20 protein-coding genes are annotated in these 21,813 nt (G+C 66.1%); 19 read left to right on the top strand and 1 reads right to left on the bottom strand.

Translation table 11 applies throughout. From position 1 onward, the window contains the following. Positions 1 to 2 precede the first annotated feature (2 nt). The 18 genes from rsmH to EPK82_RS13075 all read left to right on the top strand — a co-directional run bounded on the left by rsmH (position 3) and on the right by EPK82_RS13075 (position 20,585). A complete protein-coding gene (gene rsmH, locus EPK82_RS13160; RefSeq protein ID WP_134676859.1) occupies positions 3 to 947 on the top strand; it encodes a 16S rRNA (cytosine(1402)-N(4))-methyltransferase RsmH in 945 nt (314 codons plus the stop codon). Further along, positions 944 to 1,237: a cell division protein FtsL gene (ftsL, locus tag EPK82_RS13155; RefSeq protein ID WP_037046613.1), complete on the top strand. Its 294-nt coding sequence runs from the start codon at positions 944 to 946 to the stop codon at positions 1,235 to 1,237. Before rsmH ends, ftsL begins: the two co-directional genes overlap by 4 nt. Continuing rightward, a complete protein-coding gene (locus tag EPK82_RS13150) occupies positions 1,234 to 2,961 on the top strand; it encodes a peptidoglycan D,D-transpeptidase FtsI family protein (protein WP_037046615.1) in 1,728 nt (575 codons plus the stop codon). The genes ftsL and EPK82_RS13150 overlap by 4 nt, the downstream gene beginning before the upstream one ends. Beyond that, a complete protein-coding gene (locus EPK82_RS13145) occupies positions 2,961 to 4,424 on the top strand; it encodes a UDP-N-acetylmuramoyl-L-alanyl-D-glutamate--2,6-diaminopimelate ligase (protein WP_134676858.1) in 1,464 nt (487 codons plus the stop codon). Before EPK82_RS13150 ends, EPK82_RS13145 begins: the two co-directional genes overlap by 1 nt. Continuing rightward, positions 4,417 to 5,787, top strand: coding sequence for a UDP-N-acetylmuramoyl-tripeptide--D-alanyl-D-alanine ligase (locus EPK82_RS13140; RefSeq protein WP_134676857.1), 1,371 nt, complete (start codon positions 4,417 to 4,419; stop codon positions 5,785 to 5,787). The genes EPK82_RS13145 and EPK82_RS13140 overlap by 8 nt, the downstream gene beginning before the upstream one ends. Next, the gene (mraY, locus tag EPK82_RS13135; protein ID WP_037046623.1) at positions 5,788 to 6,870 is read left to right on the top strand and encodes a phospho-N-acetylmuramoyl-pentapeptide-transferase; all 1,083 of its coding nucleotides are present in this window, start codon (positions 5,788 to 5,790) and stop codon (positions 6,868 to 6,870) included. Further along, positions 6,871 to 8,223 carry a UDP-N-acetylmuramoyl-L-alanine--D-glutamate ligase gene (gene murD, locus EPK82_RS13130; protein ID WP_394346202.1) on the top strand — a complete coding sequence of 451 codons (1,353 nt, stop codon included), beginning with the start codon at positions 6,871 to 6,873 and terminating at the stop codon, positions 8,221 to 8,223. It begins immediately after the preceding gene. Further along, on the top strand, positions 8,223 to 9,440 hold the full coding sequence (gene ftsW, locus EPK82_RS13125; protein WP_047587023.1) for a putative lipid II flippase FtsW: 1,218 nt from the start codon (positions 8,223 to 8,225) through the stop codon (positions 9,438 to 9,440). The genes murD and ftsW overlap by 1 nt, the downstream gene beginning before the upstream one ends. Beyond that, entirely contained in the window at positions 9,430 to 10,500 is a 1,071-nt protein-coding gene (gene murG, locus EPK82_RS13120; protein ID WP_037046632.1) for an undecaprenyldiphospho-muramoylpentapeptide beta-N-acetylglucosaminyltransferase, read from the top strand. Before ftsW ends, murG begins: the two co-directional genes overlap by 11 nt. Beyond that, positions 10,493 to 11,935 carry a UDP-N-acetylmuramate--L-alanine ligase gene (gene murC / locus EPK82_RS13115; RefSeq protein WP_037046634.1) on the top strand — a complete coding sequence of 481 codons (1,443 nt, stop codon included), beginning with the start codon at positions 10,493 to 10,495 and terminating at the stop codon, positions 11,933 to 11,935. The genes murG and murC overlap by 8 nt, the downstream gene beginning before the upstream one ends. Beyond that, complete coding sequence (locus EPK82_RS13110; RefSeq protein WP_037046636.1) at positions 11,932 to 12,873, top strand: D-alanine--D-alanine ligase; 942 nt, start codon at positions 11,932 to 11,934, stop codon at positions 12,871 to 12,873. The genes murC and EPK82_RS13110 overlap by 4 nt, the downstream gene beginning before the upstream one ends. Positions 12,874 to 12,876: 3 nt before the next feature. Next, a complete protein-coding gene (locus EPK82_RS13105) occupies positions 12,877 to 13,743 on the top strand; it encodes a cell division protein FtsQ/DivIB (RefSeq protein ID WP_037046638.1) in 867 nt (288 codons plus the stop codon). A gap of 16 nt (positions 13,744 to 13,759) precedes the next feature. After that, complete coding sequence (ftsA, locus tag EPK82_RS13100; protein WP_037046640.1) at positions 13,760 to 15,007, top strand: cell division protein FtsA; 1,248 nt, start codon at positions 13,760 to 13,762, stop codon at positions 15,005 to 15,007. 42 nt (positions 15,008 to 15,049) lie between these two features. Further along, positions 15,050 to 16,246 (top strand): cell division protein FtsZ, encoded by a 1,197-nt coding sequence (ftsZ, locus tag EPK82_RS13095; RefSeq protein ID WP_037046642.1) that lies wholly within the window; start codon positions 15,050 to 15,052, stop codon positions 16,244 to 16,246. A gap of 111 nt (positions 16,247 to 16,357) precedes the next feature. Next, entirely contained in the window at positions 16,358 to 17,269 is a 912-nt protein-coding gene (gene lpxC / locus EPK82_RS13090) for a UDP-3-O-acyl-N-acetylglucosamine deacetylase (RefSeq protein WP_037046645.1), read from the top strand. A gap of 294 nt (positions 17,270 to 17,563) precedes the next feature. After that, positions 17,564 to 17,902, top strand: coding sequence for a c-type cytochrome (locus EPK82_RS13085; RefSeq protein ID WP_167494349.1), 339 nt, complete (start codon positions 17,564 to 17,566; stop codon positions 17,900 to 17,902). A gap of 1 nt (position 17,903) precedes the next feature. Then, complete coding sequence (locus EPK82_RS13080) at positions 17,904 to 19,298, top strand: D-arabinono-1,4-lactone oxidase (protein WP_134676854.1); 1,395 nt, start codon at positions 17,904 to 17,906, stop codon at positions 19,296 to 19,298. Between the two features lie 72 nt (positions 19,299 to 19,370). Further along, positions 19,371 to 20,585 carry a DSD1 family PLP-dependent enzyme gene (locus EPK82_RS13075; RefSeq protein WP_134676954.1) on the top strand — a complete coding sequence of 405 codons (1,215 nt, stop codon included), beginning with the start codon at positions 19,371 to 19,373 and terminating at the stop codon, positions 20,583 to 20,585. 9 nt (positions 20,586 to 20,594) lie between these two features. Here the strand turns inward: EPK82_RS13075 and EPK82_RS13070 are convergent, their stop codons facing one another. Beyond that, the gene (locus tag EPK82_RS13070; protein ID WP_134676853.1) at positions 20,595 to 21,629 is read right to left on the bottom strand and encodes an AraC family transcriptional regulator; all 1,035 of its coding nucleotides are present in this window, start codon (positions 21,627 to 21,629) and stop codon (positions 20,595 to 20,597) included. On the opposite strand from EPK82_RS13070, the gene EPK82_RS24935 reads away from it, so the two are divergent. Further along, positions 21,628 to 21,813: hypothetical protein (locus tag EPK82_RS24935; protein WP_208651141.1), on the top strand; the 186-nt coding region annotated here is incomplete at its 3' end. The genes EPK82_RS13070 and EPK82_RS24935 overlap by 2 nt on opposite strands.

The raw sequence follows: 21,813 nt of genomic DNA, 5'->3' as shown, positions 1-21,813 counted from the left end.
CCATGACCGATACCAACTACCGCCATATCACCGTGCTGCTCGACGAGGCCGTCGAGGGACTCGCCGTGCGCGGCGACGGTTGCTATATGGACGGCACCTTCGGTCGGGGCGGGCACAGCCGATTGATCCTGCAGAAGCTCGGGCCAGATGGGCGGTTGTTGGGATTCGATAAAGATCCCCTGGCAATAGCTACCGGGGAAGCACTGGCGGCCGAAGACGGCCGCTTTGTCGTTGTGCAGCGCAGTTTTGCGGAACTTGGCGAGGAGGCTGTTGTCCGCGGCCTCGACGGCCAGGTCTCGGGCATCCTGCTGGACCTCGGCGTGTCGTCGCCGCAGCTCGACGATCCCGAGCGTGGCTTCAGCTTCCTCAATGACGGGCCGCTGGACATGCGCATGAATCCCGACGCCGGCGTCAGCGCGGCGGACTGGATTGCCCGCGCCGACGAAGACGAGATCGCCCGGGTATTCAAGGACTATGGCGAGGAGCGTTTCGCCAAGCGCATGGCCCGCGCCGTGGTGCAGCGCCGAGTCGAGCAGCCGTTCACCCGCACCTCCGATCTGGCGAAGGTCCTGACCGAGGCCAACCCTGCCTGGGAGAAGGGCAAGAATCCGGCGACGCGCGCCTTCCAGGGCATCCGCATCTTCGTCAACAACGAACTCGGTGATCTCGAGCGTGGCCTCGAGGCGGCGCTGGAGTCGCTCGAAGTCGGTGGTCGCCTGGTGGTGATCAGCTTCCACTCGCTGGAAGACCGCATCGTCAAACAGTTCATGAAGCGCCAGGCCAAGGGTGAGGCGGACAAGCTGCCGCGTGACCTGCCGATCATTCCCAAGGCCTTCGAGCCGCGTCTGAAGCTGATCGGCAAGCCGGTCTATGCCAGCGACGAGGAGCTCAAGGCCAATCCGCGTTCACGCAGTGCCGTGATGCGCATCGCGGAGAAGTTGCGGTGAACCGCCGGCTCATCAAGTCCATGCCCGGCGGCAGCTTCCTGATGCTGCTGCTGTTCATCGGCGTGCTGGTTTCCGCCGTGGCGGTGTCGTACAGCGCGCACTGGAATCGCCTGCTGCTCAACGAGCTGTACGGCCAGTTGAGCGTGCGCGACAAGGCGCAGGCCGAGTGGGGCCGACTGATTCTCGAGCAGAGCACCTGGACTGCACACAACCGCATCGAGGCGCTGGCCAGCGAGCAGTTGAAGATGCACATCCCCGATCCCGCCGCCGTGCGCATGGTGCGACCATGATCGGTCTCGAAGGCGCGCTCTACCCCTGGCGTTTCCGCCTGGTGCTGGCGCTGCTCGCCCTGATGGTCGCGGCCATCGCCTGGCGCATGCTCGACCTGCAGGTGCTCGATCACGATTTCCTCAAGGCGCACGGTGATGCGCGCAGCGTGCGCCACATTCCGATTCCCGCGCACCGTGGCCTGATCACTGACCGTAATGGCGAGCCGCTGGCCGTCAGCACCCCCGTGACCACCCTGTGGGCCAACGGCAAGGAGCTGCAGGCCGGGCGCGAACAATGGCCGGCGCTGGCTGCCGCGCTGGGGCAGGAGCCGAAGAGCTTCGCCGAGCGTCTGGAGCAGAACAAGGATCGCGAGTTCATGTACCTGGTGCGCGGCCTGACCCCCGAAAAGGGTCAGGGCGTGCTCGATCTGAAGGTGCCTGGCGTCTACGCCATCGAGGAATTCCGTCGCTTCTACCCGGCCGGCGAGGTCGCCGCCCATGTGGTCGGCTTCACCGACATCGACGACCGTGGTCGTGAAGGCATGGAGTTGGCCTACGAGGACTGGCTGGCCGGCGTGCCGGGCAAGCGCCAGGTGCTCAAGGACCGTCGCGGCAAGCTGATCAAGGACGTGCAGGTGGTGCAGAACGCCAAGGCCGGTAAGGCCCTGGCCCTGTCCATCGACCTGCGCCTGCAGTACCTGGCTCACCGCGAGCTGCGCAACGCCCTGCTGGAAAACGATGCCAAGGCCGGCAGCCTGGTGATGGTCGACGTGAAGACCGGCGAGGTGCTGGCCATGGTCAACCACCCCACCTACAACCCGAACAACCGGCGCAACCTGACCCCGGCAGCCATGCGCAATCGTGCCATGATCGATGTCTTCGAGCCCGGCTCGACGATCAAGCCGCTGTCGATGGCCGCGGCGCTGGAGACCGGTCGCTGGAAGCCCAGCGATATCGTCCAGGTCGGCAACGGTACGCTGCAGATCGGTCGCTACACCATTCGTGACGTGTCCCGTACCCAGGGGCCGGCGCTGGACCTGACCGGCATCCTGATCAACTCCAGTAACGTGGGCATGAGCAAGGTCGCCTTCGATGTCGGCGGTGAGCAGCTGTACCGGGTGTTCAGCGACCTCGGCTTCGGTCGCGATACCGGCCTGGGCTTCCCCGGTGAACGGGTGGGCAACCTGCCCAACCATCGCCAGTGGCGCGAGGCGGAAACTGCCACGCTGTCCTACGGCTATGGCCTTTCGGTAACCGCCGTGCAACTGGCGCACGCCTACTCCGCGCTGGCCAATGGCGGTGGCATGACGCCGCTGTCGATGATCCGCGTGGACGACAAGCCGCACGCGACGCAGGTGGTGCCGGGCGAAGTGGCCAAGACCGTACGGGGCATGATGCAGCAGGTCATCGAAGCGCCGCGAGGCGTGTTTCGCGCTCAGGTACCCGGCTATCACGTGGCCGGCAAGAGCGGTACCGCACGCAAGACCAGTGTCGGCAGCAAGGGCTACCGGGCCAACTCCTACCGTTCGCTGTTCGCCGGCTTCGCCCCGGCTCAGGACCCGCGCATCGCTCTGGTGGTGGTCATCGACGAACCTGGCAAGGGCGCCTATTACGGCGGCCTGATCTCTGCGCCGGTGTTCAGCCGCGTGATGGCCGGATCGCTGCGCTTGATGAATATCGCGCCGGACAACCTGCCCACCGAGGCGCAGAAGTCCGTCGCTGTCGCACAGGGAGGGCGCAACTGATGCCCATGCCGCTCAATCAACTGTTGCCGGCCGCCAATGGCAGCGTGCTGATTCGTGAGCTGACGCTGGACAGCCGCAAGGTGCGTCCGGGTGATCTGTTCCTGGCCGTGCCCGGCACCCAGCAGGATGGCCGTGTACATATCGTCGATGCGATCGCGCGCGGCGCGGCTGCGGTCGCCTACGAGGCCGAGGGCGCTGCCGAGATGCATGCCGAGAGCGCCGTGCTGGTGCCGGTCAAGGGCCTGTCTGGCCAGCTCTCGGCCATCGCCGGACGCTTCTATGGCGAGCCGAGCCGTGGCCTGCACCTGGTCGGCATCACGGGCACCAATGGCAAGACCAGTGTCAGCCAGTTGCTGGCGCAGGCCCTCGACCTGCTCGGCCAGCCGTGTGGCATCGTCGGTACCCTGGGTAACGGTTTCCATGGTGCGCTGGAGCAGGGCAAGCACACCACGCCCGATCCGGTCGGTGTACAGGCGACCCTGGCCTCGCTCAAGCAGGCCGGTGCGCGCGCCGTCGCCATGGAGGTGTCCTCCCATGGCCTGGACCAGGGGCGGGTCGCCGCACTGGAGTTCGATGTCGCGGTGTTCACCAACCTGTCGCGTGACCACCTCGACTATCACGGCAGCATGGAGGCCTACGGCGCTGCCAAGGCCAGGCTGTTCGCCTGGCCGAACCTGAGTTGCCGGGTGCTCAACCTCGATGACGCCTTCGGTCGCGAGCTGGCTGCGCAGGCGCACGAGTCGCGTCTGATCGGCTACAGCCTGGAAGACAGTGCCGCCTACCTCTATTGCAGCGACGCGCAGTTCGACGATCACGGCGTGCGTGCGCGCCTGCTCACGCCGCGTGGCGAAGGCATGCTGCGCAGCAGCCTGCTCGGTCGTTTCAACCTGAGCAACCTGCTCGCCGTGGTCGGTGCCCTGCTCGGCATGGACTACGCGCTCGACGAGATTCTCAAGGTGCTGCCGCAGCTGCAGGGGCCGGTTGGCCGCATGCAGCGCCTCGGTGGCGCCGACAAGCCGCTGGTGGTGGTCGACTACGCGCACACGCCGGATGCCCTGGAAAAGGTGCTGCAAGCCATGCGCCCGCATGTCGAAGGGCGCCTGGTCTGCCTGTTCGGCTGCGGCGGTGACCGTGATCGCGGCAAGCGCCCGCTGATGGCCGCCGTGGCCGAGCGCCTGGCGGACGTGGTCTGGGTGACCGACGACAATCCGCGCACCGAGGACCCGGCACAGATCATCGAGGATATCCGCGCCGGTTTCGCCGCGCCGGAGGCGGTGCAGTTCGTTCACGGTCGTGGCGACGCCATCGCCAGGCTGATTGCCCAGGCCGATGCCGCCGATGTGCTGGTGCTGGCCGGCAAGGGCCACGAGGATTACCAGGAAATCATGGGCGTGCGTCAGCCGTTCTCGGACCTCAGCGAAGCGAACAAGGCCCTGGCGGTCTGGGAGGCGGCCCATGCTTAAGCCCTGGCTGCTCAGCGACGTCGCGGGTGATCTGGATGGTCGTGTGATCGGCGCCGATGTCGCCTTCTCCGCCGTCGGCACCGATAGCCGCAGCATCGCCGCCGGTCAGCTGTTCGTGGCGCTGACCGGGCCGCGCTTCGACGGTCATGACTATCTGGCGGAAGTCGCTGCCAAGGGCGCCGTCGCCGCGCTGGTCGAGCGCGAAGTGGCGGGTGCGCCGCTGCCGCAGTTGCTGGTCACCGACACCCGCATGGCCCTCGGTCAGCTGGGCGCGCTCAATCGTCAGGCGTTCAGCGGCCCGCTGGCGGCCGTGACCGGCTCCAGCGGCAAGACCAGCGTCAAGGAAATGCTCGCGGCCATCCTGCGTGCCGGCCTGGACGGCGCGGTGCTGGCCACCCGCGGCAACCTCAACAATGACCTCGGTGCGCCGCTGACCTTGCTCGAGCTGGCGCCGGAGCATCGCGCCGGTGTGATCGAACTGGGCGCCAACCATGTCGGCGAGATCGCTTACACCGTCAGCCTGACCCGGCCCCACGTGGCCATCATCAACAATGCCGGCAACGCTCATGTCGGCGAGTTCGGTGGCCCGGAAAAGATCGTCGAAGCCAAGGGCGAGATTCTCGAGGGACTGGCACAGGACGGCGTGGCCGTGCTCAATCTCGATGACAAGGCGTTCGTCACCTGGCAGCGCCGCGCGGCGGGGCGCCAGGTGCTGAGTTTCGCCCTGCGTGACACCCGTGCCGATTTCCATGGCAGTGAGCTGACCCGCGACGAGCGCGGTTGCGCGGGGTTCATCCTGCGCAGTCCGCTGGGCAGCGCACGCATCCAGCTCAACCTGCTGGGCGAGCATAACGTCGCCAACGCCCTGGCCGCCTGTGCCGCCGCCCATGCCCTGGGCATGCCGCTGGCTGCCATGGTCGAGGGCCTGCAGGGCCTGCAACCGGTCAAGGGGCGCGCCGTCGCGCAACTGGCCTCGAACGGTGTGCGGGTGATCGACGACAGCTACAACGCCAACCCCGTGTCGATGTGTGCGGCGGTGGACATACTCGCCGCCTTCTCCGGCCGCACCGTTCTGGTGCTGGGCGACATGGGCGAGCTGGGCGCGTGGGCCGAGCAGGGCCACCGCGATGTGGGTCGCCATGCCGCCGGCAAGGTCGACGCGCTGTATGCCATCGGCCCGCTGATGCGCCATGCGGTTGAAGAGTTTGGCGCCAAGGGTCGCCATTTCTCCGATCAGGCCGAACTGATCGAAGCGCTTCGTGCCGAACAGGCCGGCAGCACATTACTAATCAAGGGTTCACGCAGCGCAGCCATGGACAAGGTCGTGGCGGCGCTGTGCGACGTATCTGGGGAGAGTCACTAAATGCTGCTGCTGCTGGCGGAGTACCTGCAACAGTTCCACAAGGGCTTCGCGGTCTTTCAGTATCTGACCCTGCGCGGCATCCTCGGCGTCCTGACCGCCCTGGCGCTGTCGCTGTGGCTCGGCCCGTGGATGATCCGCACCCTGCAGGTGCGCCAGATCGGCCAGGCCGTGCGCAACGATGGCCCGCAGTCGCACCTGTCGAAGAAGGGCACGCCGACCATGGGCGGTGCGCTGATCCTCACCGCGATCGCGGTCAGCACCCTGCTCTGGGCCGACCTGTCCAACCGCTACGTGTGGGTGGTGCTGGCCGTGACCCTGCTGTTCGGTGCGATCGGCTGGGTCGATGACTACCGCAAGGTGATCGAAAAGAACTCGCGTGGCCTGCCGAGTCGCTGGAAGTACTTCTGGCAGTCGGTGTTCGGCCTGGGCGCGGCCTTCTTCCTTTATATGACGGCGCAGAACCCGGTGGAAACCACCCTGATCCTGCCGCTGCTGAAGGACGTGAGCATCCCCCTGGGCATCGGTTTCGTGGTGCTGACCTACTTCGTCATCGTCGGTTCGAGCAACGCGGTCAACCTCACCGACGGCCTCGACGGTCTGGCCATTCTGCCGACCGTGATGGTCGGCGGTGCGCTGGGCATCTTCTGCTACCTGTCGGGCAACGTGAATTTCGCCGAGTACCTGCTGATTCCCTATGTGCCGGGTTCGGGCGAGCTGATCGTGTTCTGCGCGGCGCTGGTCGGCGCCGGCCTCGGCTTCCTCTGGTTCAACACCTACCCGGCGCAGGTGTTCATGGGCGATGTCGGCGCGCTGGCGCTCGGCGCCGCACTGGGCACCATCGCCGTGATCGTTCGCCAGGAGGTCGTGCTGTTCATCATGGGCGGCGTGTTCGTCATGGAAACCCTGTCGGTGATCATTCAGGTCGCCAGCTTCAAGCTGACCGGCAAGCGTGTGTTCCGCATGGCGCCGATTCATCACCACTTCGAACTCAAGGGCTGGCCCGAGCCGCGCGTGATCGTCCGTTTCTGGATCATCACCGTGATTCTCGTGCTGATCGGCCTGGCCACGTTGAAACTGAGGTAATTGCGCGTGTCGTTGATCGCTTCCGACCAATTCCGCATCGTTGTCGGCCTCGGCAAGAGCGGCATGTCCCTGGTGCGCTTCCTGGCGCAGCAGGGCGTGCGCTTTGCCGTGGCCGACACGCGCGCGAATCCGCCGGAGCTGGAAACGCTCAAGCGCGACTACCCGCAGGTGGAAGTGCGCTGCGGCGAGCTGGACGCGGATTTTCTCAGCCGCGCCTCGGAGCTGTACGTGAGCCCGGGCCTGGCCGTGGCCACCCCGGCGCTGGCCGAAGCCGCGGCGCGCGGGGTCAAGCTGTCCGGTGACATCGACCTGTTCGCCCGCCATGCCAAGGCGCCGATCATCGCCATCACCGGTTCCAACGCCAAGAGCACCGTCACCACCCTGGTCGGCGAGATGGCGGCGGCGGCCGGCAAGCGGGTCGCGGTGGGTGGCAACCTCGGCACCCCGGCGCTGGATCTGCTGGCCGACGATGTCGAGCTGTACGTGCTCGAACTGTCCAGCTTCCAGCTGGAGACCACCGACCAGCTCAATGCCGAAGTGGCCACCTGCCTGAACATCAGCGAAGACCACATGGACCGCTACAGCGGGCTGCCGGCCTATCACCTGGCCAAGCACCGGATCTTCCGTGGCGCGCGTCAGGTGGTGATCAACCGTGACGATGCCCTCTCGCGGCCGCTGATCGCCGACCAGGTGACCTGCTGGGAATTCGGCCTGGGCAAACCCGACTTCAAGCGCTTCGGTCTGCTCGAGGAAAATGGCGAGAAGGCCCTGGCGTTCCGCTTCGACGCACTGCTGCCGGTCAGCGAGTTGAAGATTCGCGGCGCGCACAACCAGTCCAACGCCCTGGCGGCGCTGGCGCTCGGTCATGCCGCGGGCCTGCCGATGGAGGCGATGCTTGCCACCCTGCGCACGTTCGCCGGCCTGCCGCATCGCTGCCAGTGGGTCGGTGAGCGCGCCGGGGTGAACTACTACGACGACTCCAAGGCCACCAACGTCGGTGCCGCCCTGGCCGCCATCGAAGGCCTGGGCGCGGACATCGCCGGCAAGCTGGTGCTGATCGCCGGTGGTGACGGCAAAGGTGCCGATTTCTCCGCCCTGAAACAGCCGGTCGCGCGTTTCTGCCGCGCCGTGGTGCTGCTGGGGCGTGATGCCGAGCGGCTCGCCGAAAGCCTGGGCGACGCCGCGCCGCTGGTGAGGGTCAAAACTCTCGAGGAAGCGGTGCAGCGTGGCTGCGAGCTGGCCGAGGCCGGCGATGCCGTGCTGCTGTCGCCTGCCTGCGCCAGCCTGGACATGTTCAAGAACTTCGAGGAACGCGGGCGCCTGTTCGCCCAGGCCGTGGGGGGACTGCACTGATGCTGGGCTTCCTGCGCGTTCGTCCCTCACCGCTGTTCGGTCGCGGCTTCGATGTCGACTTCCCGATGCTGGCCGGCTGCCTGGGCCTGCTCGGTCTGGGGCTGGTGATGATCACCTCGGCCTCTTCGGAGGTGGCGGCGGCGATGTCCGGCAACCCGCTGTACCACATGATCCGTCACCTGGTGTACCTGGCCATCGGCCTGGGCGCCGCCGGCGTGGTGCTGATGATCCCGATGAGTTTCTGGCAGCGCTACGGCTGGATCCTGTTGCTGGCAGCCATCGGTTTGCTGGTGCTGGTGCTGATTCCCGGTATCGGCCGCGAGGTCAACGGTGCGCGGCGCTGGATCGGTTTCGGCGCGTTCAACGTACAGCCATCGGAGATCGCCAAGGTCTTCGTCGTGGTCTACCTGGCCGGCTACCTGGTGCGGCGCCAGGAAGAGGTGCGCGAGAGCTGGATGGGCTTCTTCAAGCCGTTCGTGGTGCTGCTGCCGATGGCCGGCCTGCTGCTGCTGGAGCCGGACTTCGGTGCCACCGTGGTGATGATGGGCTCGGCCATGGCCATGCTGTTCCTCGGCGGCGTCGGCCTGCTGCGTTTCGGCCTGATGGTGGCGCTGGCCGTGGGGGCCGTGTTCGTGCTGGTGCAGACCCAGGAATACCGCCTGCAGCGTCTGATCACCTTCACCGACCCCTGGGCCGACCAGTACGGCTCCGGTTACCAGCTGACCCAGGCGCTGATCGCCTTCGGCCGTGGCGAATGGTTCGGCGTCGGCCTGGGCAACAGCATCCAGAAGCAGTTCTACCTGCCCGAGGCGCATACCGACTTCGTCTTCTCGGTACTGGCCGAGGAGCTGGGGCTGGTCGGTTCGCTGGTGACCCTGGCGCTGTTCGTCTTCGTCTGCGTGCGCGGCCTGTACATCGGCCTGTGGGCCGAGAAGGCCAAGCAGTTCTTTTCCGCCTACGTGGCGTACGGGCTGTCGTTCCTGTGGATCGGTCAGTTCCTGATCAACATCGGGGTGAACACCGGCCTGCTGCCGACCAAGGGCCTGACCCTGCCGTTCCTCAGCTACGGCGGTTCGTCGCTGGTGATCTGCTGCGTCAGCCTGGCGGTGCTGCTGCGTATCGAGTGGGAGCGGCGCAACGTATTGGGCAACGAGGATATCGAGTTCAGCGAAGACGACTTCGTCGAACCGAGCGAGGAGGTCGCCCATGCGCGGTAATGTCCTGATCATGGCGGGCGGCACCGGCGGGCACGTGTTCCCGGCGCTGGCTTGCGCGCGCGAATTCCAGGCGCGCGGCTACAGCGTGCACTGGCTGGGGACGCCGCGTGGCATCGAGAACGAACTGGTGCCGCAGGCCGACCTGCCGCTGCACCTGATCGATGTCAGCGGCCTGCGCGGCAAGGGCAAGCTGTCCCTGCTCAAGGCGCCGTTCCAGTTGCTGCGTGCGCTGCTGCAGGCACGCCGCATCGTGCGCGAGCTGCAGCCGGTGTGCGTGCTCGGCATGGGTGGCTACGTGACCGGGCCGGGCGGCCTGGCCGCGCGCATGGCCGGCGTGCCGCTGGTCATCCATGAGCAGAATGCCGTCGCCGGTACCGCCAATCGCCTGCTCGCGCACATCGCCGCGCGCATCTGCGAGGCCTTCCCGAACACCTTCAAGGCCTCCGACAGGCGGCGCACCACGGGTAACCCGGTGCGTGAGGAGCTGTTCCTGGAAACCCCGCGCGAGCCGCTGGCCGGGCGCAAGCCGAAATTGCTGGTGCTGGGCGGTAGCCTGGGCGCCGAACCGCTGAACAAGTTGCTGCCTGCCGCGCTGGCCAAGGTCGCTGCCGACGTGCGTCCGCAGGTGTTCCACCAGGCTGGCAAGCAACACGCGGAAATCACTGCGGAGCGTTATCGCGATGCTGCGGTCGAAGCCGAGGTCGCGCCGTTCATCAAGGACATGGCGCGTGCCTATGGCTGGGCCGACCTGGTGGTCTGCCGTGCCGGCGCACTGACCGTCAGTGAACTCGCCGCCGCTGGCCTGCCGTCGTTCCTCGTGCCGCTGCCGCATGCGATCGACGACCACCAGAGCCGCAACGCCGAATACCTGGCGAAGGAGGGCGCTGCTGTCCTCCTTCCGCAACATGCCACTGACGCAGGCGAGCTCGCCGCGCAGCTCACCGAGGTTCTGATGCACCTGGAAAAACTCAACGTCATGGGCGCTACCGCGCGGCGCCTGGCCAAGCCCGATGCCACCCGTACGGTGGTCGACATCTGCCAGGAGGTGATCCGTGGCTAAGTCTCCCGCTGCCGTCAAAGCCGAAGTGCGGCGCATGCGCCGTATCCGCCGCATCCATTTCGTCGGTATCGGCGGTGTGGGCATGTGCGGTATCGCCGAGGTGCTGCTGAACCTGGGGTACGAAGTGTCCGGCTCGGACCTCAAGGCCTCGCCAGTGACCGAGCGCCTGGAGAAGTTCGGCGCGCAGATCTTCATCGGCCATCGTGCCGAGAACGCCGAGCAGGCCGATGTGCTGGTGGTATCCAGTGCCGTCAACACCAGCAACCCGGAAGTCGCCACCGCTCTGGACCGGCGTATCCCGGTGGTGCCGCGTGCCGAGATGCTGGCCGAGCTGATGCGCTACCGCCATGGCATCGCCGTGGCCGGTACCCATGGCAAGACCACTACCACCAGCCTGCTGGCCTCGGTGTTCGCTGCCGGCGGCCTGGACCCGACCTTCGTCATCGGCGGCCGCCTGAACGCGGCCGGGACCAACGCCCAGCTCGGCTCCAGCCGCTTCCTGATCGCCGAGGCGGACGAGAGCGACGCCAGCTTCCTGCACCTGCAGCCGATGGTCTCGGTGGTCACCAATATCGATGCCGACCACATGAGCACCTATGGCGGCGACTTCAACAAACTGAAGAAGACCTTCGTCGAGTTCCTGCACAACCTGCCGTTCTACGGTCTGGCCGTGCTCTGCGTCGACGACCCGGTGGTGCGTGAGCTGCTGCCGCAGATCGGTCGTCCGACCGTGACCTACGGCTTCTCCGAGGATGCCGACGTGCGCGCCATCAACGTGCGCCAGGAAGGCATGCGGACCCATTTCACCGTGCTGCGTCCGGACTGCGAGCCGCTCGACGTGTCGGTCAACATGCCGGGCAATCACAACGTGCTCAATGCCCTGGCCACCATCGCCATCGCCAGCGACGAAGGCATCGATGATGCGGCCATCGTCGCCGGTCTGTCGGGCTTCCAGGGTGTCGGCCGGCGCTTCCAGGTCTACGGCGAGTTGCCGGTCGACGGCGGTAGCGTGATGCTGGTGGACGACTACGGCCACCATCCGCGCGAAGTCGCCGCGGTGATCAAGGCCGTGCGTGGTGGCTGGCCGGAGCGCCGCCTGGTGATGGTCTACCAGCCGCACCGCTACAGCCGCACCCGTGATCTGTACGACGACTTCGTGCAGGTGCTCGGTGAGGCCAACGTGCTGCTGCTGGTGGAAGTCTACCCGGCCGGCGAGGAACCCATTCCGGGCGCCGACAGCCGCCAGCTGTGCCACAGCATCCGGCAGCGTGGCCAGCTCGATCCGATCTACGTCGAGCGTGGCGTCGATCTGGCACCGCTGCTCAAGCCGCTGCTGCGTGCTGGCGACATCCTGCTGTGCCAGGGCGCCGGCGATATCGGCGCAGTGGCGCCGCAACTGATCAAGCACCCGCTGTTCGTGGGGGAGTCGAAATGAGTCTGCACAGTACCCTCGACCCCAAGGCCTTCGGCCGCGTCGCCGTACTGTTCGGCGGCAAGAGCGCCGAGCGCGAGGTCTCGCTGAAGTCCGGCAATGCCGTGCTCGGCGCCCTGCAGGCCGCCGGTGTGGATGCCTTCGGCATCGATGTGGGGGATGACTTCCTGCAGCGTCTGGGCCGCGAGAAGATCGACCGCGCCTTCATCGTGCTGCACGGTCGCGGCGGTGAGGATGGCTCCATGCAGGGCCTGCTCGAGTGTGCCGGCATTCCCTATACCGGCAGCGGCATCCTCGCCTCGGCCCTGGCCATGGACAAGCTGCGCACCAAGCAGGTCTGGCACAGCCTCGGCCTGCCGACGCCGCGCCACGCTGTGCTGACTTCGCCGGCTGACTGCGAGGCCGCTGCGGCCGAGCTGGGCTTCCCGCTGATCGTCAAGCCGGCCCACGAAGGGTCGAGCATCGGCATGGCCAAGGTGGACAGTGCCCAGGCGCTGCTCGCGGCCTGGCAGGATGCCGCCCGCTACGACAGCCAGGTGCTGGTCGAGCAGTGGATCGCCGGTCCGGAATACACCATCGCCGTGCTGCGTGGCGAAGTGCTGCCGCCGATTGGCCTGGGCACCCCGCACAGCTTCTACGACTACGACGCCAAGTACCTGGCCGATGACACCCAGTACCGCATTCCCTGCGGCTTGTCCGCCGAGAAGGAAGCCGAGCTGAAGGACCTGACCGCGCGCGCCTGTGAAGCCGTGGGTACCCAGGGCTGGGCGCGCGCCGATGTGATGCAGGATGCCAGTGGCCAGTTCTGGCTGCTGGAAGTGAACACCGTACCGGGCATGACCGATCACAGCCTGGTGCCGATGGCCGCGCGCGCAGCCGGCCTGGATTTCCAGCAGCTGGTGCTGGCGATCCTGGCTGACAGCGTCGAGGCGAGGGGTTAAGCGATGAGTATCGCTCTGCGTCATCAGGACTCGCTGAGGGCTCCGCAGCGCGGCAAGCCCGCGCCGCGTGGCGCCAGCCGTCTGGTGGCCAAGGAGCCGATGCGCCTGCGCATGCCCAAGCCGGACTTCGCCTGGATGGGCCGTCTGCTCTGGCCGCTGCTGCTGCTCGGCCTGGGTTTCGGTGCATACGAGGGTGCGCAGCGCCTGCTGCCCTATGCCGACCGCCCGATTGCGCGCATCAGCGTGCAGGGCGACCTGGCCTATGTCAGTCAGCAGGCCGTGCAGCGCCGCATCGCCCCGTTCATCGCTGCGAACTTCTTCAGCGTCGATCTGCGCGGCATGCGCGAGGAACTGGAGCGCATGCCCTGGATCGCCCATGCCGAGGTGCGCCGCGTCTGGCCGGACCAGATCGACGTGCGCCTGGAAGAACAACTGCCCATCGCCCGCTGGGGCGACGAGGCGCTGCTCAACAACCTGGGTCAGGCCTTTGCCCCGCAGGAGGTGGACAACTACCAGCACCTGCCGCAGTTGTCCGGGCCCAAGCGTGCGCAGACCAAGGTGATGCAGCAGTACCAGATGCTCAGCCAGCTGCTGCGGCCGATGGGGTTCACCGTGGTCGGGCTGCAGTTGCGCGAGCGGGGCAGCTGGTTCCTCTCGGCGACCGAGAATGCCAGCGGGCAGCGTATCGACATCCTGCTGGGACGGGACCACGTGGTGGAAAAGATGCGTCGGTTCGCCGCCATCTACGAGCGGGAACTGAAAGACCAGAGCGCGAAGATCGCGCGCATCGACCTGCGTTATGCCAACGGCCTGGCCGTGGCCTGGCGTGAGCCGGTGGAGCCGGCTGCGGCCGAGCAGAAAGTGAATTGAGAAGAGGCAGGATTAAATGAGTAGCGCGCATAGCGGCAAGATGATCGTTGGCCTGGACATCGGCACCTCCAAGGTGGTGGCGCTGGTGGGCGAGGTGACGGCCGACGGCCAGCTGGAGATCGTCGGCATCGGCACCCATCCGTCGCGCGGGCTGAAAAAGGGCGTGGTGGTCAACATCGAGTCCACCGTGGCATCGATCCAGCGCGCGGTGGAAGAAGCCCAGCTGATGGCCGGCTGCCGTATCCACTCGGCGTTCGTCGGCGTGGCCGGCAACCACATCCGCAGCCTGAACAGCCACGGCATCGTCGCCATCCGCGATCGCGAGGTCAGCGGCGCCGATATCGAACGCGTGCTCGACGCCGCGCAGGCCGTCGCCATTCCGGCGGACCAGCGGGTGCTGCACACCCTGGCGCAGGACTACGTGATCGACAACCAGGAGGGCGTGCGCGAACCGCTGGGCATGTCTGGCGTGCGTCTGGAGGCCAAGGTGCACGTGGTCACCTGTGCCGTGAACGCCGCGCAGAACATCGAAAAGTGCGTGCGTCGCTGCGGCCTCGAGGTCGACGACATCATCCTCGAGCAGCTTGCATCCGCGTATTCGGTGCTGACCGAGGACGAGAAGGAGCTGGGCGTGTGCCTGGTGGACATCGGTGGCGGCACTACCGATATCGCCATCTTCACCGAAGGCGCCATCCGCCATACCGCCGTGATTCCGATCGCCGGCGATCAGGTCACCAACGACATCGCCATGGCCCTGCGTACGCCGACCCAGTACGCCGAGGAAATCAAGATTCGTTATGCCTGCGCCCTGGCCAAGCTGGCCGGTGCCGGCGAAACCATCAAGGTGCCGAGCGTCGGTGATCGTCCGCCGCGTGACCTGTCGCGCCAGTCCCTGGCCGAGGTGGTCGAGCCGCGTTACGACGAGCTGTTCACCCTGATCCAGGCCGAGCTGCGTCGCAGCGGCTACGAAGACCTGATTCCGGCCGGCATCGTCATGACCGGTGGTACGGCGAAGATGGAAGGCGCGGTCGAGCTGGCCGAGGAAATCTTCCACATGCCGGTGCGCCTGGGCGTGCCGCACAGCGTCAAGGGCATGGCCGATGTCGTGCGCAACCCGATTTATTCCACCGGTGTGGGCTTGCTGCTGTACGGGCTGCAGAAGCAGCACGACGGCATTTCCATGTCGGTGGGCAGTCCTTACCAGGACGAAAGCAAGACCCCGGTACTCGAGCGCATCAAGCGCTGGGTCCAAGGCAATTTCTAAATTTGCAGTAGGCGTTACAACTAGAAAGGAAGGAGAGGGATCATGTTCGAACTAGTAGACAACATTCCACAAAGTGCGGTGATCAAGGTCATCGGTGTCGGTGGTGGCGGCGGCAACGCGGTCAATCACATGGCCGTCAGCAACATCGAGGGCGTCGAGTTCATCTGCGCCAACACCGATGCGCAGGCGCTGAAGAATATCGGTGCGCGCACCGTGCTGCAGCTCGGCCCGGGCGTGACCAAGGGCCTGGGTGCCGGCGCCAATCCGGAGGTCGGTCGTCAGGCCGCGCTGGAAGACCGCGAGCGCATCGCCGAAGTGCTGCAGGGCACCGACATGGTGTTCATCACCACCGGCATGGGCGGTGGTACCGGTACCGGCGCTGCTCCGGTGATCGCCGAAGTGGCCAAGGAGATGGGTATCCTGACCGTGGCCGTGGTCACCCGTCCGTTCCCGTTCGAAGGCAAGAAGCGCATGGTGATTGCCGACGAGGGCATCCGCGCGCTGGCCGAGAGCGTCGACTCGCTGATCACCATTCCCAACGAGAAGCTGCTGACCATCCTGGGCAAGGATGCCAGCCTGCTGTCCGCCTTCGCCAAGGCCGATGACGTGCTGGCCGGCGCCGTGCGCGGTATCTCCGATATCATCAAGCGTCCGGGCATGATCAACGTCGACTTCGCCGACGTGAAGACCGTGATGAGCGAGATGGGCATGGCGATGATGGGTACCGGCTGCGCCAGCGGTCCGAACCGTGCGCGCGAAGCCACCGAGGCGGCGATCCGCAACCCGCTGCTGGAAGACGTCAACCTGCAGGGCGCTCGCGGCATCCTGGTCAACATCACCGCAGGTCCGGACCTGTCGCTGGGCGAGTACTCTGACGTGGGTAACATCATCGAGCAGTTCGCGTCCGAGCAGGCCACCGTCAAGGTCGGTACCGTGATCGACGCCGACATGCGCGACGAACTGCACGTCACCGTGGTCGCCACCGGTCTGGGCGCGCGCATGGAGAAGCCGGTCAAGGTGATCGACAACACCGTGCAGGTCGCCGTCAGCCAGCCGGTTGCCCAGCAGCCTGCCGCGCAACAACCGCGCAGCGAGCAGTCGGTCAACTACAAGGACTACGAGCGTCCGACCGTGCAGCGTCAGAGCCACAGCGGCGCGGCTACCGCAGCCAAGCTCAATACCCAGGACGATCTCGATTACCTGGATATTCCGGCGTTCCTGCGTCGTCAGGCTGATTGATGAAACTTATCAGGAGTATGAAAGTGATTGGTGTTCAGCAAAGGTCGGTTCTGCTATCATTTCCGACCATTGTTGAAAACAGTTCGCAACTAGCGATATAGCGGCCAAGCCATGATCAGACAACGCACCCTGAAGAACATTATCCGTGCCACCGGCGTTGGCCTGCATTCGGGGGAAAAGGTTTACCTGACCCTGAAGCCGGCACCGGTGGACACTGGCATCGTGTTCCGTCGCACCGATCTCGACCCTGTCGTGGAAATCCGCGCATCGGCCGGGAATGTCGGTGAAACCACCATGTCGACCACGTTGATCAATGGTGATGTCAAGGTGGATACGGTAGAGCACCTGCTTTCGGCCATGGCAGGCCTGGGCATCGATAACGCCTACGTCGAGCTCTCCGCGTCCGAAGTGCCGATCATGGATGGTAGCGCTGGTCCTTTCGTATTCCTGATTCAATCCGCTGGCCTGCAGGAGCAGGAAGCGCCGAAGAAGTTCATCCGCATCCTGCGTGAGGTCACGGTGGTGGAGGGCGACAAGCGCGCCACCTTCGTGCCTTTCGACGGTTTCAAGGTGAGCTTCGAGATCGACTTCGATCACCCCGTGTTCCGCAATCGCACGCAGAGCGCCAGTGTGGATTTCTCCAGTACGTCTTTCGTCAAGGAAGTCAGCCGGGCCCGCACCTTCGGCTTCATGCGTGACATCGAGTTCCTGCGTTCGCAGAACCTGGCACTCGGTGGCAGCGTGGAAAACGCCATCGTGGTCGACGAATATCGTGTGCTCAACGAAGACGGCCTGCGTTACGAGGACGAGTTCGTCAAACACAAGATTCTCGATGCTATCGGCGACCTGTACCTGCTGGGTAACAGCCTGATTGGCGAGTTCAAGGGCTTCAAGTCCGGTCACGCACTGAACAACCGTTTGCTGCGCACCCTGATCGAACAGACCGATGCCTGGGAGATGGTGACCTTCGAGGACGCCACGCTCGCGCCAATCTCTTACATGCGCCCGGTTGCGGCTGTGTAAGCGAACTCTCTTCCTAGCTGCAATTGAGGCCACCTTCGGGTGGCCTTTTTTATGGCCGCCGCTGAGCGGCTCATCGTGGTCCGGGTCCTGCGTGAGCCGGTGTGCCTGTGAACGGCTGCGCCGTGAAACCTTGTTTGCCCGTTCTTTGCGGCCGCCCGCCTTGGCCGTTTCCCGGTTGTTCGCTGGCCGTTTGGGCCCTCATGCGCCGCGGGGTGCTGCTTTAGTGTGGCGCCATCGAGTGAGCAAAGACGTCGGGAGGCGAGCATGCGGGCAGGGCTGTTGGGTTGGAAGGGGATGGCTGCGCTGTGCGTTGCGTGCCTGGCGCTGGGCGGCTGTGGCGAGGAAGCCGGGCCGCAGGTGCGAGCGGATGCCGTGCCGGCGGACGCGGCGCTGGCGCAGTTGTATGCCACCAGTTGCCAGCAATGCCATGCCAGCCCGGCTGCCGGTGCGCCGCTGACCGGCGATGCTCAGGCCTGGGCGCCGCGTCTGGCCAAGGGCATGGATACCCTGCTGGAGCACAGCATCAGCGGGTTCCAGGGCATGCCGCCGATGGGGTTGTGCATGCAGTGCTCGGCGGAGGAGTTCCAGGCGCTGATCGCGTTCATGTCGACCGCCGCGACGGAGGGTCGCTGACATGGGCCAGCCGTTCTCCCGCCGTCAACTGCTGCAGCGCGCCAGCCTGCTGGGCACCCTGCTGGCGCTGCCGGGCCGTCCGCTCTGGGCCGAATCGTCGCTTGCCTCGCGGCCGATCCCCTGGCGCAACTGGTCCGGTGCGCAGAGCTGCCTGCCGCTGGAAAGACTGGCGCCGAAGAACCTGGACGAGCTGATCCAGGCCATTCGCCAGGCTCCGGGCAAGATCCGCCCGGTCGGCTCGGGGCATTCCTTCAGCGCGCTGGTTCCCACCGACGGCACCCTGTTGTCGCTCAGCCACTTCTCCGGGTTGTTGGAGCATGATGCGCAGAGCCTGCAGGCCGAATTCGCCGGTGGCACGCCGATGTCGCAGATGGGCGCGCCGCTCAAGGAGGTCGGCCAGGCGCTGGTCAACATGGCCGACATCGACTACCAGACCCTGGCCGGAGCGATCGCCACCTCGACCCACGGCACCGGCGTCGACTTCGGCTCCTATTCCGCCCAGGTCTGTGGCCTGCAGCTGGTCAGTGCGGCTGGCGACGTGCTCGATTGCAGCCGCGACAACAATCCTGCGCTGTTCGATGCCGCACGGGTGTCGCTCGGTGCGCTGGGGGTGGTTACCCGCGTGCGCCTGCAGAACCGCCACGCCTATCGCCTGCGCGAGCGCCAGTGGATCGCCAGGACCGAGGAGCTGCTGGAGGATATCGACAACCTCACGCGCGACAACCAGCACTGGGAGATGCTGGTGGTCACGCACTCCGACTACGCGCTGTCGGTGGCGCTGAACGAGACCGAGGCCCCGGAGACGCCGCCCTTGTCGCCGGAGGAGGAGGGTGGCAACGGCTTCGTCGGCCTGATCGAGGGGCTGGACAAGTACCTGAGCGACTTCCCCGACCTGCGCCGCAGCCTGCTGAACAACATGCGCCACCTGGCCAGCTTCGAGGACCGGGTGGACGACTCCTACGAAGTCTTCGCCAACGTGCGCAACGTGCGCTTCAACGAGATGGAGTACTCGGTGCCGGCCGAGCTGGGTCCGACCTGCCTGCGCGAGATCCTCAAGCGCATCGACGAGGGCAACCTGCGCACCTGGTTCCCCATCGAGTACCGCTACGTCAAGGCCGACGACATTCCCCTGAGCATGTTCGAGGGCCGCGACAGCTGCTCGATCTCGGTGCATCAGCACTATGCGATGGATCACCACAACTTTTTCGCCGCGATCGAGCCGATCTTCTGGAAATACCAGGGCCGTCCGCACTGGGGCAAGCTGCACAGCCTGGGCGCGCGCCAGCTGCAGGCGCTGTACCCGCGCTGGCAGGCATTCACCGAGGTGCGCCAGGCGCTGGATCCGCACGGCCGCTTCGTCAACGCGCACCTGGCCGGCATCTTCGGTCTTGCCTGAGGAACCACGATGAAGCGACGTTCTTTCGTACTGGCCGGCCTCGCTGCCGGTGGCTTGCTGGCCGCTGCCTGGCTGCGACCGCGCGACCATGGCCAGCCGCATGACGCCTACTTCCAGGCGCTGAACCAGGAGCTCAAGGCCAACGGCCCGATGCGCCCGGCGCTGCTGATCGACCTTGACCGGCTCGACCACAACATCGAGGTGGTCCGGCAGTCGCTCGCACGCAGCGGCAAGCAGCTGCGCCTGGTGGAGAAATCGCTGCCGGCTCCCGGCCTGCTGCGCTACATCGGTGAGCGCCTGGACACCCGGCGGCTGATGTCCTTCCACCAGCCGTTCCTGAATCACGATGCGCGGCTTTTCCCCGAGGCCGATATCCTGCTCGGCAAGCCGCTGCCGGTACGCTCGGCGCAGCTGTTCTACGAGCGCCACCGCGGGCCGTTCGACCCTGCCCGCCAGTTGCAGTGGCTGATCGATAGCCCCGAGCGGCTGGGGCAATACCTGGCGCTGGCCCAGGGCCTGGGCACGCGGTTGCGCATCAACATCGAACTGGATGTCGGCCTGCACCGTGGTGGCGTGCATGACACCCAGTTGCTGGGGCAGTTGCTGCAACTGATCGCGGATAACCCGCAGCATCTGGAATTCGCCGGCTTCATGGGCTACGACCCGTTCGTCGGCATGAACCTGCCGGCGCTGCTCGGCACCCAGGACGAACTGCTGGCCAAGGTGATGGCGCTGTACCAGGGGCATGTGGACTTCACCCGCCAGCGCTTCCCCGCGCTGTGGCGCGAGGGCCTGACCCTGAACACCGCCGGCAGCCCCAGCTACCGTGCCCACGAGGGCGAGTCGCTGAGCACCGAGGTGGCCGTCGGCACCGGCCTGCTCAAGCCCAGCCACTACGATCTGCCGTCGCTGGCCGAGCATGTGCCTGCGGTGTACATCGCCACGCCGGTGCTCAAGCGTACCGGAGCGTTGCGCATCCCGGCGCTGGACGAGAAGTCGCGGCTGTTCTCCTGGTGGGACGTCAACCAGCGCGAAACCTTCTTCATCTATGGCGGCAACTGGCAGGCCGACTTCGCCTCGCCCGCCGGCCTGCAATTGAGTGAAGTGTTCGGGCGCAGCTCGAACCAGGAACTGGTCAACGGCTCGCCGGCAGTGGCGCTGGGGGTGGAGGACCAGGTGTTCCTGCGGCCGACCCAGAGCGAGTCGGTGTTGCTGCAGTTCGGCGACCTGCTGGCGCTGCGCGGTGGTCGCATCGTCGAGCGCTGGCCGGTGTATCAGGAGTCCTGAGGGGCGCGGTCATTCCTGGGCGATGCGCTGTTTTGCCGTGCGCGGGGTCACGCCGGTCCAGCGCTTGAAGGCGCGGCGGAAGTTGCGCACATCGCTGAAACCGGTGGCGCAGGCCACGTCGATCAACCGGTTGTCGCGCTGGCCGAGCAGTTGCAGCGCCCGCGTCCGGCGCAGTTCGTCGACGATTGCGTGATAGCTCAGGCCCGCCTCGCCGATGCGCCGGCGCAGGGTGCGCTCGCTCAGGTTCAACTGGCTGGCCAGCTGGCTCAGCGACGGCGGTGACTCGAGGCGCTTGCGCACCTCGCGCTCGATGGTCTCGATCAGGTCGCTCAGTCCCTGTTCGTGCCGGCCCGCACTATCCAGCAGCATGCACGCCTCGGCCGCCGCATAGTCGTCGCGGGTCGGCAGCGGCAGTTGCAGCCAGGCGACCGGGAACTGCATCCGGTTGTGCTCGCAGGCGAAGCGCACCGGGCAGCGGAACAGTTCCGCGTAGCGCTGCGCGTGGGGTGGGGCGGGGTACTGCACCTCGATGTGGCTGGCGACCAGGTCCGCGCCGGTGAGGAAACGCACGATGGCCAGGCTGCTGGCGAAGGCTTCCTCCAGGTAGAACACGGCTACCTCCGGGTCGAAGAAGCGCGGGGTGGCGTAGAACAGCACCTGGTCGTCCACGATTTCGATGTGATAGTCGAGCAGGCTGCCGATGTGCCACTGGTAGCGCAGCCCCAGGTCCAGTGCCGTGCCCAGGTCCGGGCAGGCCAGCATGGCCAGACCGGCCAGCCCCCAGGACACCGGCGTCTGCCGGCTGCCGACCGTCAGCCCCAGGCCGTTGTCGCCCAGCACCTGAAGGGCACGCCGCACCAGCCTGTAGCTCTGGCGGAAGGACAGGCGATAGTCCGGCCGCTTCAGATCCTCCGGGGCGAAGCCCAGGCCACGGCACAGCAGTTCCGGGTCATGCCCGCAGGCGACCGCGTGCTGCAGCAGGAAGCGGGAAATCAGCGGCGGTGCCGAGGCTTCCGAATAGCGCGGATCGACGATGGGTTTCATGCCTGTGCATCCCTCACTGCCCGAAGATGGCTGCCTGGCAGTGTGCCGCAAATGGCGCGCGATGAAAGTGTTTGAAAATGTGACAGGCCTCTTGAGCCCTCCTTTTTGTCCGTTCTGGCCCCATGCCGGCTTTTGGGTTGCCGTTAGTTTCATCGGGACTCAGGAGGTGCATATGTCATACAAC

Source organism: Ectopseudomonas khazarica (genome assembly GCF_004521985.1).
Classification (GTDB): Bacteria; Pseudomonadota; Gammaproteobacteria; order Pseudomonadales; family Pseudomonadaceae; genus Aquipseudomonas; species Aquipseudomonas khazarica.
The sequence above is the reverse complement of the archived record's forward strand: the minus strand, read 5'-3'. Positions and strand labels throughout refer to the sequence as shown.

Coding starts and splice junctions, on each gene's coding strand:
- rsmH (WP_134676859.1), top strand. CDS start 3: ATGACCGATACCAACTACCGCCATATCACCGTGCTGCTCGACGAGGCC.
- EPK82_RS13150 (WP_037046615.1), top strand. CDS start 1,234: ATGATCGGTCTCGAAGGCGCGCTCTACCCCTGGCGTTTCCGCCTGGTG.
- EPK82_RS13145 (WP_134676858.1), top strand. CDS start 2,961: ATGCCCATGCCGCTCAATCAACTGTTGCCGGCCGCCAATGGCAGCGTG.
- EPK82_RS13140 (WP_134676857.1), top strand. CDS start 4,417: ATGCTTAAGCCCTGGCTGCTCAGCGACGTCGCGGGTGATCTGGATGGT.
- mraY (WP_037046623.1), top strand. CDS start 5,788: ATGCTGCTGCTGCTGGCGGAGTACCTGCAACAGTTCCACAAGGGCTTC.
- ftsW (WP_047587023.1), top strand. CDS start 8,223: ATGCTGGGCTTCCTGCGCGTTCGTCCCTCACCGCTGTTCGGTCGCGGC.
- murG (WP_037046632.1), top strand. CDS start 9,430: ATGCGCGGTAATGTCCTGATCATGGCGGGCGGCACCGGCGGGCACGTG.
- EPK82_RS13110 (WP_037046636.1), top strand. CDS start 11,932: ATGAGTCTGCACAGTACCCTCGACCCCAAGGCCTTCGGCCGCGTCGCC.
- EPK82_RS13105 (WP_037046638.1), top strand. CDS start 12,877: ATGAGTATCGCTCTGCGTCATCAGGACTCGCTGAGGGCTCCGCAGCGC.
- ftsA (WP_037046640.1), top strand. CDS start 13,760: ATGAGTAGCGCGCATAGCGGCAAGATGATCGTTGGCCTGGACATCGGC.
- ftsZ (WP_037046642.1), top strand. CDS start 15,050: ATGTTCGAACTAGTAGACAACATTCCACAAAGTGCGGTGATCAAGGTC.
- lpxC (WP_037046645.1), top strand. CDS start 16,358: ATGATCAGACAACGCACCCTGAAGAACATTATCCGTGCCACCGGCGTT.
- EPK82_RS13085 (WP_167494349.1), top strand. CDS start 17,564: ATGGCTGCGCTGTGCGTTGCGTGCCTGGCGCTGGGCGGCTGTGGCGAG.
- EPK82_RS13080 (WP_134676854.1), top strand. CDS start 17,904: ATGGGCCAGCCGTTCTCCCGCCGTCAACTGCTGCAGCGCGCCAGCCTG.
- EPK82_RS13070 (WP_134676853.1), bottom strand. CDS start 21,629: ATGAAACCCATCGTCGATCCGCGCTATTCGGAAGCCTCGGCACCGCCG.